A 16,772-nucleotide genomic window follows, 5' to 3' on the forward strand; every position below is an offset into this window, starting at 1 on the left:
ACATTGATATTTCACGCTCCTACATTCACTAAATCAGCAAAAACACCAGCGGCGGTCACTTCCGCGCCCGCTCCGGGTCCTTTTACCACCAACGGCCGCTCCTTATAACGCTCTGTCGTAAAGGATATGATGTTGTCACTGCCCGAAAGCGCGAAAAATGGATGGGTGTGATCCACCATTTCCAATGCAATGGATACTTGGCCATTTTCCAATTTTCCAATATACCGGAGCACTTTATTGCTTTGGGTTGCTTCTGACTTCAAGTCATTAAAGTAGCCGTCTGCCGCCTTCAGCTCGCGATAAAAATCATCCACGGAAGCCGCTCGGATACAGGCGTCGGGCAATATATTGCCTAATTGAACATCCTCCGGCTCAAGCGCATAGCCCGCATCTCTCGCCAATATCAGCATCTTACGCATGAAATCAGTTCCTCGCAGATCATCACGGGGGTCGGGTTCGGTATAGCCCAGTTGCTGGGCATTTTTCACGACATCGTGAAAGGATACCTCGCCTTTGAAATTATTGAAAATATAGGAAATGGTACCGGAGAGAATCGCCTCGATGCGGACGATCCGATCGCCGCTGAGCATTAAGTCCCGAAGCACGCGCACAATAGGTAATCCGGCCCCAACGTTGGTCTCATAAAAGAAATCGACTCCATATTGCCGGGCGGTATCTTTGAGCAGCCTATATTGGTTATACCGGCCAGAATTAGCGATCTTGTTGCAGGTAACGATAGAAATATTAGATCGGAATATTTCTTCATAATATTGAATGGGATGTTCGCTGGCTGTATTATCGATAAACACACAATTCGGGAGGTTCATCGTTTTCATCTGGCTGATAAAGGCGTTCAGGTTCGCCTGTTCCCCATCTTGCTGCAATCGTTCTTTCCAGTCCCGCAGATCGACGCCTGCACTGTTAAACAACATCTTACGTGAGTTGCTGATGCCCACTACTTTTATTTCTATATCGTTGTGATCCAAAAGAAATGTGTATTGGTTCTGGATCTGCTTGAACAGGGTCGAGCCAATATTTCCGGTCCCAACATTAAAAACATGTAGCGTCTTATTCAGTTGTGCAAAAAAGGCGTCGTGCACTGCATTTAGTGCTTTAGACAGATCGGATTTTGCAATGATGACCGATATATTATATTCTGATGATCCCTGTGCGATTGCTCTCACGTTGACACCATTTCTGCCCAGTGCATGGAATAACCGGCCCGATATGCCGGGTGTTTGCTTCATGTTTTCTCCTACGATAGCTACGACAGACAAATGATCTTCGATTTCAGGTGCTAACAATTTATTGGCTTGCAGTTCCAGTTCGAATTCACTCTCGATCAGTATTTTTGCACGCACGGCGTCAGTTGGATTTACCGCAAAGGTAATGCTATGCTCCGAAGAGGATTGGGTGATCAACACGACATTGATCTGTTCTCGTGCCAATAAGGTGAACAATCGCCCGCTGAAACCAGCTTTACCCACCATGCCACTCCCCGTCAGATTGATCACACTGATATCAGAAATAGAGGAAATTCCCTTGATTGGTAAATTTGTCTTGCCACTATTATGCTGGATAATCGTGCCAGAAAAGGTAGGATTGAATGTATTACGGATGACAATGGGAATCTTTTTAAGGAATGCGGGAATCATGGTGGGCGGATAGATGACCTTGGCGCCGAAATAAGATAATTCCATCGCCTCGGTGTAAGAAAGTACCGATAATGAAAAAGCTTTTTTAACAATGCGTGGGTCGGCTGTAAGCATGCCATCCACATCGGTCCATATCTCGATGGCTTCGGCACCCATAGCCGCTGCGATAATGGCCGCGGTATAATCACTCCCCCCCCTTCCCAACGTGGTGATCCTGCCTCGTTCGTTTGCAGCAATGAAACCGGTAATAAACAATAGCCTGTCCGGATTCAACGCCATAAATGTTTGTATCAGTTGCTCCGAAAGGGGCTGGTTGACATGCGCGCTTCCGAAGTGGCTATCGGTCCGAATCAATTGAGTCGCATCTACAAACAGGGCTTGCGGAAAATCCTGTTCGGCTATTTTAGCAAGCAAAAAAGCAGAGCAACGCTCACCGTAACTCACGATCAAATCCTTACTCTGTAAGCTCAGTTCACGCAGGTTAAAGATACCCTGCAACAAATCCTCCAACTCGTTAAGATAGATCTTCAATCGGGTGAATACAGGATTCTGATGTTTTACCGCGATCAATTGCTTCACCACGGAAAAATGCCGACTTTCCATTTCCCGCAATCCATCAGCAAAATCCTTCCCTTCAGCAGCATCAGAAGCGAGTTGCGTCAGTAAATTCGTGATACCACCCATAGCAGATAGAACAACGACTGGATTTTCCCCGCAAGCATGGGATTTTTGAACGATTTCAAGTACCGATCGGATGCTACCGACGGACCCTACGGATGTGCCACCAAATTTTAATATCCTCATTTTTGACATGACTGGATTGAAACTAAAAACGCCTCCCTGTTTTCGAGGAAGGCGCTTATGATTTTTTATCGTTTACGATTACAACATAAATTACTTCCTCCGTGCGTTAGTCCCGGTGGTAATTATCGTTGTAATTGTTGTGTATTTCTTCACCTTATTAAGATTTCCGCGACAAAGGAAAGCCTTTATTTTGAATTTAACAAGGGAAAAGTCATTTTTTTAGAATTCCCTTATTTTTCACAATTCTTAAAACAATTTGAATTTTCCGATTTTTTTCTTGCACCGATAATTTTTTTAACATAGCTTTGCGAACCAACGGATACATATATAATGTATTGGTAAAACAATCAACGTCTACGTGTTGAACTAAAGGGCAGTTTAATGAAAAAAAAGACATTAGTAGCTATGCTGTTTGCTTGTACATTTGCCGTATCACAAGCGCAAACCTCAGCCTCAGATCCAGCCGCTAATCCTTCTGATCCGGACAATTTAGCCAAAGACTATTTTTCCCAGATAATGGGCGTAGCCGCTTCGGCCAGCACCAACACAAAATTATATCAGTTTATTTACGAATGGATAGGAACCCCGTACCGCTTGGGCGGCAAAACCAAAAAGGGGGTTGATTGTTCAAAGTTTGCTTATGAACTTTACGACAAAGTCTTTAATACAACGCTGGGACAAAACAGTCGTAACATTTATACCCAAGTCGATCCGATCAAGAAAGACCAACTGAAACCCGGGGATTTGGTGTTTTTCAAAATCAGGAGCCGCAACATCACACATGTAGGCGTATACATTGGAGATGATAAATTTGCACATGCATCTTCAAGCCGAGGCGTAATGATCAGCGATCTAAACGAGGCCTACTGGAAGCGCTACTATTATAATGGTGGCCGGATGCTTACAGCAGCTGCGAAAACAGAAGAGGAAGATAACAGTCAGCCGTCGATAAACTAACCTAACAACCCAACGATATTTATTATACCGTATTACGACCGGATCTGCATCAAATCTAAGTTTGAATGCGTAGCGGATAATTCCTATTTTTACCCAGCCATTTCATTGAAAGTTATATGTCTGCAAAAAAAGTTTTAATCCTCAATCAGGAACAGATACAAAACAAAACGATGCGTATTGCGTATCAGTTACTTGAAGACAATTTCGAAGAAGAATCTATCGTACTGGTGGGGATTGCTGACCGTGGCTATGTATTCGCTCAGCGGTTAAAAGCAATACTTGAAAAAATATCGTCCCTTAATATTCAACTAATCAAGGTTATGCTGGACAAGACCAGCAGCACGCTGGATGCTCAAACAGACACCCCGATAGAACAGGCAACGGATAAGGTTGTCATCTTAGTAGACGACGTATTAAACAGTGGGCGAACGTTAGCCTATGGTATGGGCGTTTTCTTTGATGTACCTCTCAAAAAGATGCGTACAGCCGTATTGATAGACAGGAGCCACCATAAATTCCCTATCTTCAGCGATTTCTCTGGCTTAAAACTCTCTACGATCCTAAAGGAACATGTAACCGTAAATCTTCACGAGTGCGACGGTGGGGAAGACGCAGCTTGGCTTTTATAAAGACGACTACCTTGCATTCACATACCGTAAACTAATCGACATTAATTTTCAGCGTCATTCCCGGTTTAATCTGATTACTTTTCAACCCATTCGCTGCTTTAATTTCCGATACACTTGCCGTACGATGTCGTTTAGCGATATCAGACAATGTATCTCCTCTTTTCACACGATATGTGATATATGTGATGGAAGAATGGACACGTAACTGCTGCCCAGGAACAATGATATTTTGCTTAATATTATTCCATGCACGCAAGTCTTGCACTGTAACGCGGTATCGTTGGGCGATAACTCCCAATGTTTCGCCCTTACGAACACGGTGTGTAATTACTTGACTCTCCTGGCTCTCCCCTGTACTATGGGATGCATTCAGGATTTTCGGCGTTTCTACAGTGCTATTAAGTGCTGCATACAAAGCCGAATAGGCCTCCGGAGGAACTTGAGGCAACACGAGTCTTCTGGGAGATTCCGGGCTACCATTTACTACAGCTCTTTTATACGCGGGGTTTAAGGATTTGATGATGCCTTCATCAATATCCAAGGCTTGCGCTACACCACTAAAGGGCACAAACTTCTGCACCCAGACAATCTCTGTGGTATCCACCGCATTTTCCGACACCATAGGCATTATTTCATGTTCTTCGTGGTAACCTAACATATAGGTCATAGCGATGAAAGCCGGAACATACTTGCGGGTTTCGCGAGGCAAATATGGACTGATAGCCCAATAGTCGGGCTCACTTAATCCCGATCGCTGAATCGCCCGCAAGACATTACCTTTGCCACAATTATAAGACGCGATGGCCAACAGCCAATCTCCAAATTCATTGTAAGCATCCAGTAAGTAAGCAGCAGCGGCGTAACTTGCTGCTATGGGATCTTTTCGCTCATCAATATAACTATCTATAGTTAGATTGTACATCCGGGCAGTGGCAAACATAAATTGCCATAAGCCGGTTGCTCCCACCCGGGATATGGCATGGGGATTTAATGCTGACTCTACGATGGATAAATATTTAATTTCATCAGGCACTCCCGCTTCCGCAAATATCCGTTCATAAATAGGGAAATAGTACTTCCCAAGCCCCATCATATTTGAAAGATACTTTTTATATCGATCTGTACTATATACATCGATATAAGACTGGACCTGCGCATTATAAGTGAGGGGAACAACCTTTTGTAAATATGCCAACCGGCCTTCCACAGTGGCCGGTACAAACTCAAAAATCCGTGAAATCTCGTACTCGTCAAGATCAACAAAATCTATACGATCTGCTATTAAATCAAGCTGTGTACTGATATAATTTTCATTGTCATTTTTCGCAGAGGTATCCGCTGACAGCGAATCGGAGGGGAAAGTGGTTTTCGAAGATGCCAAGTGTACACACAACACAATACTCACGGCCACTGCCGAAATTCCTTTTAACTTCATGTTTCGTTTAGTAGGTAACTATGCCATAAGCCTTCGAAAGACACTGCATGGCCTTATCGTTAACAATTAAATTGTCATTGGTTAAGTATATCCTTATGAGGAAAAACGCGCACACCGGTTTTTTATTGTGCAGCAACGGAATAAAAGTGCTTCGGATAAAAAAAGAAACTTTACACCGAATCATTCATCCGGTATAAAGCTCTTCATAATTTGGGTAAGAGCTTATTGTTTATTCTCTTCCAATTCTTCCTTGGGAGTTTCTTTTTGCCCCTCTTTAAACTCTCGGATGCCGCGCCCCATTCCACGCATCAATTCGGGAATCTTACGGCCCCCAAACAACAAAAGAAGCGCCAAAACTATCAGAATAATTTCTTGTGCACCGAGAAATAACAACACTGAATCTAACATAATCGTTGTTTTAAATTACTAACTTCACCTGTTTAACGCGCAGGTGATTTCGCAAATGTACGGATAATATTTTTTATTTGTCAATTATTTAGCTAACCAAGGTTCCGGATTTATGGGAGCAGAGCCTTCCCAGATCTCCAAATGTACCTCCGAAGTTCCGTCATTGGGGTCCACCAGAGCTGCCCCCAGCGTTTGGCCCCTTTGTATCGTTTGTCCACGTTTTACAACCGGATTGCTGAGGTTGGTGTAAACGGAAAAATACTTACCATGCTGAACGATGATAGAAATATTTCCCTGCATGTTTAAGACGGTATGCACCGTTCCGTCAAAGATAGCCAAAACCGGAGCGTTATTATTTGTTCTGATATTAATTCCGTCATTTTGTACCGTAACATTTCTTCCGATGGTATGTCTACCAAATCCCTGTGTGATAAAGCCTTGCTGTACGGGCCACGGCAGCCGGCCGCGATTGCCAGCGAAATCAGCTGAGAGTTTGGCAGCCGCCGGTGTATTGGCCAGCACCTCGGAATCACTTTTACGGACCGCCGGTTTTTCCGCTTCAATTTCTTTCACGGTCTTCCCGGTACGCTGCGCTTCAAGGGCCAAAGCGGCTTGCCGGGCTTCCTCCTCTAACCTTCGCTGTTCTTCGATTTCACGCTGAATGGCTGTCCGGATGGCCCTCGCCAGGCGTTCATCTTCCTGTTGCTTCTTTTGCAACTCCTGTTTAAATTGTTTTTCCTGCTTGGTAAGAGCTTGAAGTACTTTGGACTCTGCACCTTGCTCCGTGGCTATGACGTTCCGTTCTTTTTGCTGATCGGCAAGTAATGTTGCCTGCTCCTTTTTGCTTGCCTCCAATTGAGCCACTTTCAGCGCAATAGCCTTCTGCGTCTCTTCTATTTCCTGCGCGCGATGTTTCCGCGATTCGTTAAACTGCTGAAGATATTTCACACGCTTAAAGGCCTGGTTGAAATCTTTTGAAGCAAAAATAAACATTATTTTGTTGTATGCATTCCGATTTCGAAAGGCAAACATGATCATACTCTCGTAATCCTTACGCAATTTTGCCAACTGATCGCGTAAATTCTGAATAGTTTTATTATGAGAAGCTATCTGGTTACTGATCAGCCTGATTTCCTTGTTAATGGTGCTGATTTTCTGCTCACGCAAACGTAACTGCGTATTTAACGCATTGACCTGTTTAAGAGAAAGACTACGGTCGCTCGAAGTGGTTTTGAGACTTTGATTGAGCAACTCAATTTCCCTGTTTAAGCGCTCACGTTGCTTCTTAAGCTCCGCACTGCTTTGGGCGTGGCATATCGTTAGCGCCAGACAACATGTAAGTATGCTTAAAATTAGCTTAACAAAATTCATTAATATACGCGTTATCTATCTCTCCCAATTCGCCAATATTGTCTGCGAAAGTAATAAAACTACCTTGATAATCATAACCCATGCGCATTATTGGATTTCTTTATACCTTGCAGGTATACGAAAGGGCATATCCAATGTTTCATCATAGATCATTCGGTTGTAGCGCGTTTCGGATTGTAATTTAAATCCAGCAGCGATAATTGAAATTTTCACGTGATTCGGAAAGGTTTGTCCTGCGGAAGATTGGTAATCCGTATAATATGCTTCTATCCGCTGGTTTCGAATCGTATCGTTTAATACGGTAAATGTCGGGCGATAGCTGGTATCCAATTGTACCGAATACTGTAAATCGTTACGTTGACCCCGCAAGAAATACCCACGATCATTCGACCAAATTTCTGAACCTTTGGCAATCGTTTGATGGAGCACATTTCCCACCAATAGCTGTTGTAAGCTAGAAAAATCGAGTTCGTCGTTTGTAAAATTATGAAGGTACTCAAAGGGTTTGCTGACGTACGCCGCTTGCAAACGATTGATGATCTTCACGCTATCCGGTGTAATCAAGACCCTACCTGCCTCGATGCCCATCAGCGCCGTGACCGAAATCCAAATTGCCTTGTCTCGCTCAATGCGTACATTCGTTGTCACATCATAATTGTCTCGGTTGATCGCAATTTCACTTTTCGCCCGCCCGCTAAAGGTAGTAAAATAGAGCTGATGCGTTTCCACCTGACGCAGTGTACGCAACCGTTCCGCACGCGACACCTCTTTTTCGATTGCATCCGCGGATACAGTCGTTTTTTTTGAAGAACAGGAAAACACCGCTACCAATGACATTCCCAAAAAGACAGCCTTAATCAATAAATTGCCTCGCATCGATCTTTTTTGATAACTTATCAATATCCTTGCCAACCGACTCGGAAATAGTCATCGCCTTTTCCCATTGCGCAATGGCACCTTTTATATCACCTCGCTTAGCGAGAATATCACCGTAATGCTCAAGTAATGTAGCCGATACATCCTCAGCGTTCTTAATGGCCTTTTGGATCCATTCAAGGGCCTCGTCGTATTTTGCCTGCTGGAAAAGTACCCAAGCATAGGTATCTTGATACGAAGGATAATCGGGCATGAGTTCATTGGATTTTTTTGACATCGCTGCGGCAAGAGGCAATTTTTCCTTCCGCATTGCCAGATAATACGCATAATTATTCAGCGCATATGCATTGGTACTATCCAGCGCGATAGCTTCTTCATAGGCTACATCCGATTCCGCATGCATATCCAACGCATGGTATGTATCGCCAAGATTACTATACAATTGCGTAAGCAATGGAGTATGCTCTTCGTTGGCAGCATTTAATGCGCTTTCTAAATAGGTGCGGGCTTCCTGATACTTTCGGTTTCCCAAAAAGCCGTGTCCTGTAAAAAACAGAAGCAATGGATGGTTCTGAAACAGCTTCAGAGCCTCTTTTCCATGCATCTCGACATCGTTGTATTTTCTCATCTGAAGCTCCACCTGCAAAAGCTGCTGCCAGATACTTTCAATATATCGATTAATATCCAGCGCTTTCAGGTACGCCTGTTGTGCTGGCTCAAGCTGTTGCAGTTGCATGTAAACATCCCCTTTAACCGCATATGCCTTTGCCTCCTGCGGATAAGTCTCCGCAAGCAAATCCGCTAACTTCGTCAACGATTCTGGTGCCATGGGGTGACTGCGATTAGCGATCGCTGTATATAATATCCCAGCTTTGGCATCGATATCCAAAGCGGTGCTGACAAACGCCTGCCGGAGAAAATCGTATGCTAGCTTTTGCTTATTCATTGCTAGGTATGCATCGGACTTGCCCAACAGAATGAGCGGGTCGTTTGGAAACAAAACCGAGGCATCATCGAGCAATGTGATCGCTTTTCGGCTTTCTTTAATTTTTGTATATAATTCTGCCAGCAGAATATACCCTTTCGCATCTTTCGGCTTTCTGTCGATGAGTGCTTCCAATTCCCGGATCGCAGCGTCTATGTCGTTCTGAGCTAAGTAAATCTGAGATTTGGTAAGATATTGTTCATCTGTTTCCCCAAATCGCTGTGCAACGGTGTCATAGGTAGCTAACGAAGCCTCATATTGCTTATCTAAATACAGCACATAAGCCTTCTCTTGATAATTGGAAATTTTGTCCGGATGGAGCCGTATCAGCTCATCAAAAACGGCCGGCATCGCTTTAATATTGCCTGTCTTTTTATAAATGTCCCCCAACATGGACCAATACCATTCGTTATCCGGTTTGATCGCAGCCGCGTGTTTTGCGGCCCGCTCAGCTTCGGCATAATCTTCCTTTTCGATATAAATCCGTGCCAATTCAAAATGCGCAGCATCATTATCGGGTTGCAATAGCACCAGTTTGTCGAATGTTTTTTCAGCGGTAGCCAGCTGTCCCGCTGATTTTTGCTGCATCCCCTTAAAATACAACTCCTTAATCAATAAGCTGTCTCCGGCGGTCAGTATCCTAGGTGCCGGCGCAACTTGTTGGGCAACAGCAGCATTTCCAACGATTAATCCCCACACCATCGTAATCAGCCACTGAAAAAAACACACATTTTTTATTACTTGCCCCATAGCTTTGAAAAATCAATTTTATTATCGTACCTTTGCAGTCCTTAAAACAAGGGGCTAAATATATTTATTAATTATTTCAAAACAAAGCAAGTGAATACGTTAAGTTACAAAACTGTCTCTGCCAACAAAAACACCGTCAACAAGGAGTGGATTGTTGTTGATGCTGAGGGCGAGATCTTGGGGCGCTTGTCATCTCAGATTGCGAAGGTAATCCGGGGAAAACACAAGCCTTCGTACACCCCACACGTAGACTGCGGCGATAACGTCATCGTGATCAATGCAGACAAAGTTAAGTTGACTGGCAACAAACTGGAAGAGAAAGTGTACCAACGGTATACCGGCTATCCGGGTGGCCAGCGTTTCGAGTCTCCAAAACAATTGTTGGCCAAACACCCAACACGCATTGTGGAAAAAGCGGTACGTGGCATGCTGCCGAAAAACCGTTTGGGACGCGCATTGTTTAAGAACCTGTATGTCTATGCAGGCAACGAACATCCACATGCAGCACAGAATCCAAAAACTGTTAAATTCTAAGGAGCAAAGAAATGTCAACAACTAACACTTCAGGAAGAAGGAAAACTGCGGTTGCCCGCATTTATTTATCTGCTGGCAGCGGCAATATTACCGTAAACGGTAAAGACTATAAAGAGTATTTCCCAACATTGCCATTACAATACATCGTGACCCAAAGCACAGAAGTAGCTGGCGCTGCCGGAAATTACGATGTAAAAGTTAACGTGGCCGGAGGAGGCATCAAAGGACAAGCCGAAGCCGTTCGTTTGGCGATCGCCAAAGCACTTATCGAGCTCGATCCGGAAGTTAAGTCTGCACTCAGGTCCAAAGGACTGGTAACACGCGACGACCGTATGGTGGAGCGTAAAAAACCCGGACGCCGCAAAGCGCGCAGGAGATTCCAATTCAGTAAACGTTAATTTTTTAAGGAGAAACAGAAAATGGCAAGAACGACATATCAAGAATTGCTGGATGCAGGTGTACACTTCGGCCACCTTACCCGTAAATGGGATCCGAAAATGGCCAAATACATTTTCATGGAACGCAATGGTATCCACATTATCGATTTAAATAAAACACTTATCAAGCTTGAAGAAGCAGCGTCTGCAATCAAGCAAGTGGTTAAGTCAGGGAGAAAAGTATTGTTTGTCGCAACAAAAAAACAAGCGAAAGATATCGTTGCGGCGCAAGCTAAAACTGTAAACATGCCGTTTGTGACTGAGCGCTGGTTAGGTGGCATGCTTACTAACTTCGCCACGGTGCGTAAGTCTATCAAGAAAATGGCGAACATCGACAAGATGACCAAAGATGGCACCTATTCAGTTCTATCGAAAAAAGAGAAATTGATGATCCAACGCGAGCGCATTAAGTTGGAAAACTTATTGGGCGGCATTGCCGATCTGAACCGTTTACCAGCTGCATTGTTTATCATCGACGTTAAGAAGGAACACATAGCGGTGAGTGAAGCCCTGAAATTGAATATTCCGACTTTCGCAATGGTGGATACGAACTCCGATCCCACTAACATTGATTTCCCGATCCCATCCAACGATGACGCTACCAAATCCATTAGCCTCATCACGGAAATTATCGGAAAGGCTATCCAGGAGGGACTCGAAGAGCGCAAACGGGATAAAGAAGAAGAAGCTGAGCGGGAAGCGGCTGCTGCTAAAGCACGGATAGATAGCGGCGAAGAGCCCGAGGCTACAGCAGAAGAAACAAAGACCGACACAGATGCTTCCGGAAAACGTCCGCGCAAAAAAGCAGAGGCTGAAATAGCGACCGAAGCAGACAACACACCAGACGGAGAATAATTACATTATAGAAACCGGATGGTGCTCCAATACCATCCGGTTTTTTTTTCGTTAAATTGTGTATTCCAAAGATAACTTAAGGGTAAATTACAAAAAGGAAATAATAAAATGTCCACAGTACAAATTTCAGCATCAGATGTAAACAAGCTACGCCAACAAACGGGGGCGGGCATGATGGATTGCAAAAAGGCATTGATTGAAGCCAATGGCAATTTCGAGGCCGCCATCGATTATTTACGTAAGAAAGGTGCTAAAGTGGCCGCGAGCCGCCAAGACAGAGATTCAAACGAAGGCGTCGTGATTGCGAAGACCACCTTAGATGGCAAGAAAGGTGTGATTATCGAACTGAATTGCGAAACAGACTTTGTAGCCAAAAATGCGGATTTTATTGCATTTGGCGAAAGCATAGCTGATGTAGCTGTTTCCCAAGCTCCTACCTCGCTTGAGGCGTTAAAGCAATTGGAAATAAACGGTGTCAAAATTACGGACCTACTGCTTGATCAAACCGGTAAAATCGGAGAAAAAATAGATGTTTCCAAGTACGAAACCATTGAAGCGGAAAAGGTAGTCGCTTACATACACGGAAATTATCGACTCGGCGTATTGGTGGGGCTTAATCAAGCAGCAGATGGCACGGATGAAGCAGGTAAAGATGTAGCTATGCAAATTGCAGCGATGAATCCGGTAGCAATTGATAAAGCTGATGTCGATTCGCGTACCATTGAACGGGAACTGGAAATTGCGAAGGAACAAATCCGTGCAGAAGGCAAACCGGAAGAAATGGTTGAAAAAATTGCCCAGGGCAAACTCAACAAATTTTACAAAGAGTCAACTCTGTTGAATCAAGAATTTGTAAAAGATTCATCTAAAAACATCGCTCAGTTTTTAGATAGTATTTCTAAAGGATTGACTGTTACGGTATTCAAAAGAGTGCAATTGGGGGCTTAAGAGAGCGCTGATCATGCGTGGTTCACCCCAAAGCCCTGCACGGGCGTTGAAATAACTCAAACCTCCTTAAATCCCAATTTAAGGAGGTTTGAAGTTTATCCTTCCGGCTTAATCCTTGGATAACCACGACTGTCTTTAACTATTTTATCGCCGAATAAAATTTATTACACTGTTTAATCCTATTGGATTAAATATTAACTATTATTGTTTTTTTAACGATAGTTTAGTAACTTGGAATTTTGGAATACGGGCATTTCGTATTCTTATCAGAAAACAGCACAATAAATTTTTACAAGTTTACTAAATAATTATCTCCCAGATTAAATTAGCTGGATATGGAAACGAAGATTTCAGTATTATACGTGGATGATGAAGAGAACAATTTAATTTCTTTTAAGGCCACATTCCGTCTGAAATATACGGTTTATACTGCGTTAAATGGTAGTCAAGCCTTGCAACTTGTAAAAGAAAAGCCGATAGATATAATCATTACCGATCAGCGGATGCCGCAAATGACAGGGGTGGAACTATTGGAAGAAATCATTAAAATTAATCCCGAGCCCATGCGGATTTTACTCACTGGCTACGCCGACATGAGTGCGGTTGTAGATGCAGTAAACAAAGGAAAAATATTCCATTATTTAAGTAAACCGTGGAGCGAAGAAGAACTAAGCAGCACAATTCAACGAGCCTATGAAATTTATGCCGAGCGAAAAAAAATAACAGAGTCATTTTCCCAACTCGAAGTCACCAACGAACAATTAGAATTCCTGCTTAGACAAAAGCTACTTTCATAATCAACATATAGTAAAACTCACGTTATTTATTTGGTATCATCACGGTAAATGTTGTCCCTTTTCCCTCTATCGAATTGACGTCTATTTCACCTTGAAGCTTAATCAACGCGCTCTTAACGTTATAAAGACCGAAACCCGTACCTTCTGCTTGGTCACTTCCGCGAAAAAACAACTTAAAAATATCATCGATATCCTCAACCGCAATTCCAATTCCAGTGTCGCTAACCTTTATGAGTGCTTTACCGCTTTCCACGACCACCGATAATTCAACCAGTTTTTTATCGGCATCCTTCTTTTGATATTTAAACGCATTGGACAACAAGTTATGCAGGATGAGTTTTAACGCTGTTTCATCACTCTTAAATTCTTGTTGCTGATGGCTGCTGATTCGAAATTCAACGTTGTTACTTCGAGTATAGATGCTGTAAAAGTCTTTAAAATAGGCAAACAATCCATCGAAATCGATTTCTATGAAAGTGAGTTCACCCCGCTTTAATAGGTAATAATCATGAAGGCTGTTAATATACGAATTAAGTTTTAACACCGAACTTTCCATGAGTGCCAGAATTTCATGGATCCGCGCTGGAGAATCATACTCCAATGCCAATTTAATGGCAGATAACACTCCCGTTAACGGATCGCGGAGATCGTGACTCACACTGTAAGCAAATTTATCAAGTTCGTCATAAGCCTTTTGAAGTTCCTCATTTCGAATATCTAACATGGAATTCGCAATATAAAACTTATTGGCTTCCTCGATAGAGGAAATGATTTCCTCCTCCATCCAAGGCTTACGAACAAATCTAAATATATGGCCTCTATTGACAGCACCTACTATCGTTTCCATGTCTGCATATGCGGTCAACAGTATTCGTACGGGTCGTGGAAAATGGCGTTTTATATCGTTCAAAAAATCAATTCCGGTCTCTCCTGGCATTCGCTGATCGCAGAAGATAACCTGGATATTCGGATTTGACTGCAATATCTGGCGTGCCTCATCGGTATTGATAGCCGTGTATATCGGGTAACGATATCTAAACGTAGCTTTAAAACTAATCAGGTTGTTGGCCTCATCATCAATATAAAGTATTTCCGGAGATTTATGCATAAAATAAAGGAAACCTATACGGCCAATGTAATTTCAAACAAAATTAAGTATAAAATAATTCCCACGAACAGCACCTACCCATTTTGTTGTATAATAGGTATCACTATTGTGAATTTTGTCCCCTCGCCTACCTGCGATTCGATTGTAATTTCGCCCTTATGCTTCTTTATCGTGTTGTATACGATAGACATGCCTAATCCGGTTCCCTCTCCAACTTCCTTCGTCGTAAAAAAGGGTTCGAATATCTTTTCTTTTATATCTTGGGGCATTCCCGTCCCGTTGTCTTGGATGGATATAGAAACATTTTCGCCGTCCGCTACGGTACAAATTTCTAAAATCCCTCCGCTATTTCCGTTAAATTTCTTATTGATCGCATAAATCGCATTTGTAATGATATTCAAAAATACCTGATTCAATTTACCCGGGTAACATTCCACCATTGGTAATTTTGCATATTGCCTGTCCACGTGTATTCCCTCCCGTATCACGCTATTAAGAATCACCAGGGTAGAGTCCAGCCCTTCGTTGATATCTGCAAATTTCAATGAGTCCTCATCAACTCGCGAGAAGATGCGCAAACTTTTCACAATTTCAGCTGTTCGATTGGCACCATCATGCATTCCCTTGAGTAAAAAGTCAATTTCAGTTTTCAGATATTCAATATCCTGCTCTTCCTTGTAGCTATTTATCTGATGCTCCTTTTCGTTGACAGGCAGATCCGATAGCGCTACCCGCTGAATGGCTTCCATGGCGTCCCAGACGATCCGGATATCCCGTTTCAACGGTGCGACATTGGACGTTACAAAATTAATTGGGTTATTAATCTCGTGAGCAACGCCTGCAGTTAGTTGCCCTAACGATGCCATTTTTTCCGCTTCAACCAGTTGGGCCTGAGTCTCTTTCAAATGGTTAAGTGCATCTTGCAATGACGTATTGGTTTCCTGCAGCGCATGCGTACGTTCCTGCACCCGTTGCTCGAGTACCACATTTTGTTCACGCACCAAACGTTCGTTCTCTTTCAGTGTCAAAAGCGCCTGCTCCTGAGATTCTTCCTTTTCTTTTTTATACACGTTGATTTTGTCGGCCAACGCAAACGACAGTAAGGCCATTTCAATCGCCGAAGCCGCCTGCACGGAATAAACCGTAAATGTGTTATAGGGTAACAGCCCATAGTCCTTCAGCATGAAAATCAACGACCCTACCAAAAGCACCGACCACGCCGAGACAAAAAAGCGCGCCTGTGTTGCTTTCGGACGATTATAAGCTACGTATACCGCTACAATCAGCACGCTTACTGCTGTAAGTGTCGTAGCCGACTGCATGATCATAAACGCTAGGTAATTATCAAATGCCAACACCACGATCGCAACACAAAACAGAATAACAAGCCCTAAGAGCAAAACGTGGATCCGGCGAAAATAGGTTTTGATCTCCAGAAAATTAATTGTAAAAATCAGGGCCGCTATTCCAGCAATCGATGCGAAAAGAACAACACTCAATCGTTCGAAATCGGGACTGTCCGACCATAGAAATTGAAAGTTCACACCTTTCAAGCCCATCTGCGTCAATCCAATAGCAAGTACATAACCAACATAGTACAGATAACTCCTGTCCAGCACTGATAAGAACAGCAAGAAGTTATATACAGCCATAATAAGAATAACGCCAATATAGATACCAGACAGCATTTGCTCATCCGTAGCCGTATTGATATATTGCTCGGGAAGCAGAATAGACATTGGAATTATTAATGGTGTTCGGCTTTTTACCGATATATAAAAAAAACGTTGCTCACCTGGAGGTACCTTCAGATCAAATAAATAATTCGGATCTTGATATTTTCGATCGCCGAAAGGCACGTTCTTACTGATCATCAATCGCTCTTCAAGTTCCATGTTCGGTAAAAACCGATAAACTACTACTTCATCATAATTTGGGTTGGCGAGTTTCAATATATGATTAGCTTCCCTTCCGGCGTTTTCAACGGCAAACATCACCCAGGCCTGTCCACGGGTTGATCCCAGGTTGGGTATATCAGCATCCGGGCGGTTAAATGGCTTATTCAATGCCGAGTCAATGGAAATGTATGTATCCGACTTATACACCAGTAGATCATCACTCCCGATAGGTCGCTTACCCTCATTGCCCAAGACAACGGCCTGACCCACGACAATAAACGGAAGTGCCACGAGCAGAAAAACCGTGTAAAGAGGCTTTACCATA

15 protein-coding genes are annotated in these 16,772 nt (G+C 43.2%); 7 read left to right on the plus strand and 8 right to left on the minus strand.

The window, feature by feature from the left end:
• Positions 1-11: 11 nt before the first annotated feature.
• On the minus strand, positions 12-2,459 hold the full coding sequence (gene thrA / locus BMZ56_RS14610) for a bifunctional aspartate kinase/homoserine dehydrogenase I (protein ID WP_090627982.1): 2,448 nt from the start codon (positions 2,457-2,459) through the stop codon (positions 12-14).
• Positions 2,460-2,840: 381 nt separating this feature from the next.
• Between thrA and BMZ56_RS14615 the strand changes: the two genes are divergently transcribed.
• Together BMZ56_RS14615 and BMZ56_RS14620 are read left to right on the plus strand one after the other, a co-directional pair.
• Positions 2,841-3,416: a C40 family peptidase gene (locus BMZ56_RS14615; protein WP_090627983.1), complete on the plus strand. Its 576-nt coding sequence runs from the start codon at positions 2,841-2,843 to the stop codon at positions 3,414-3,416.
• Positions 3,417-3,532: 116 nt separating this feature from the next.
• A complete protein-coding gene (locus tag BMZ56_RS14620) occupies positions 3,533-4,045 on the plus strand; it encodes a phosphoribosyltransferase family protein (RefSeq protein ID WP_090627985.1) in 513 nt (170 codons plus the stop codon).
• Between the two features lie 31 nt (positions 4,046-4,076).
• Here the strand turns inward: BMZ56_RS14620 and BMZ56_RS14625 are convergent, their stop codons facing one another.
• From BMZ56_RS14625 to BMZ56_RS14645, 5 genes are all read right to left on the minus strand, one after another.
• On the minus strand, positions 4,077-5,480 hold the full coding sequence (locus BMZ56_RS14625) for a LysM peptidoglycan-binding domain-containing protein (RefSeq protein WP_090627986.1): 1,404 nt from the start codon (positions 5,478-5,480) through the stop codon (positions 4,077-4,079).
• A gap of 222 nt (positions 5,481-5,702) precedes the next feature.
• Positions 5,703-5,888, minus strand: a complete 186-nt coding sequence (gene tatA, locus BMZ56_RS14630) for a twin-arginine translocase TatA/TatE family subunit (protein WP_090627988.1) — start codon at positions 5,886-5,888, stop codon at positions 5,703-5,705.
• 84 nt (positions 5,889-5,972) lie between these two features.
• Complete coding sequence (locus BMZ56_RS14635; protein WP_090627990.1) at positions 5,973-7,259, minus strand: murein hydrolase activator EnvC family protein; 1,287 nt, start codon at positions 7,257-7,259, stop codon at positions 5,973-5,975.
• 87 nt (positions 7,260-7,346) lie between these two features.
• Positions 7,347-8,135: a lipoprotein insertase outer membrane protein LolB1 gene (lolB1, locus tag BMZ56_RS14640; protein WP_090627992.1), complete on the minus strand. Its 789-nt coding sequence runs from the start codon at positions 8,133-8,135 to the stop codon at positions 7,347-7,349.
• Positions 8,113-9,870 (minus strand): tetratricopeptide repeat protein, encoded by a 1,758-nt coding sequence (locus tag BMZ56_RS14645; RefSeq protein ID WP_090627993.1) that lies wholly within the window; start codon positions 9,868-9,870, stop codon positions 8,113-8,115. The genes lolB1 and BMZ56_RS14645 overlap by 23 nt, the downstream gene beginning before the upstream one ends.
• 90 nt (positions 9,871-9,960) lie before the next feature.
• On the opposite strand from BMZ56_RS14645, the gene rplM reads away from it, so the two are divergent.
• The 5 genes from rplM (at position 9,961) to BMZ56_RS14670 (ending at position 13,441) form a co-directional block, all read left to right on the plus strand.
• Positions 9,961-10,404 (plus strand): 50S ribosomal protein L13, encoded by a 444-nt coding sequence (rplM, locus tag BMZ56_RS14650; protein ID WP_090627995.1) that lies wholly within the window; start codon positions 9,961-9,963, stop codon positions 10,402-10,404.
• An 11-nt stretch (positions 10,405-10,415) separates the two neighbouring features.
• On the plus strand, positions 10,416-10,802 hold the full coding sequence (gene rpsI / locus BMZ56_RS14655; RefSeq protein ID WP_090627997.1) for a 30S ribosomal protein S9: 387 nt from the start codon (positions 10,416-10,418) through the stop codon (positions 10,800-10,802).
• A gap of 21 nt (positions 10,803-10,823) precedes the next feature.
• Positions 10,824-11,696, plus strand: coding sequence for a 30S ribosomal protein S2 (gene rpsB / locus BMZ56_RS14660; protein ID WP_090627998.1), 873 nt, complete (start codon positions 10,824-10,826; stop codon positions 11,694-11,696).
• Between the two features lie 108 nt (positions 11,697-11,804).
• Entirely contained in the window at positions 11,805-12,644 is an 840-nt protein-coding gene (tsf, locus tag BMZ56_RS14665; protein ID WP_090628000.1) for a translation elongation factor Ts, read from the plus strand.
• Positions 12,645-12,979: 335 nt separating this feature from the next.
• Positions 12,980-13,441 (plus strand): response regulator, encoded by a 462-nt coding sequence (locus BMZ56_RS14670; protein WP_177195160.1) that lies wholly within the window; start codon positions 12,980-12,982, stop codon positions 13,439-13,441.
• A gap of 22 nt (positions 13,442-13,463) precedes the next feature.
• On the opposite strand, the gene BMZ56_RS14675 is transcribed toward BMZ56_RS14670, so the two are convergent.
• Positions 13,464-14,549 carry a hybrid sensor histidine kinase/response regulator gene (locus BMZ56_RS14675; protein ID WP_090628004.1) on the minus strand — a complete coding sequence of 362 codons (1,086 nt, stop codon included), beginning with the start codon at positions 14,547-14,549 and terminating at the stop codon, positions 13,464-13,466.
• A gap of 74 nt (positions 14,550-14,623) precedes the next feature.
• Positions 14,624-16,771 (minus strand): sensor histidine kinase, encoded by a 2,148-nt coding sequence (locus BMZ56_RS14680; RefSeq protein ID WP_090628005.1) that lies wholly within the window; start codon positions 16,769-16,771, stop codon positions 14,624-14,626.
• Position 16,772 lies beyond the last annotated feature (1 nt).

Source organism: Parapedobacter indicus, assembly GCF_900113765.1.
Classification (GTDB): Bacteria; Bacteroidota; Bacteroidia; order Sphingobacteriales; family Sphingobacteriaceae; genus Parapedobacter; species Parapedobacter indicus.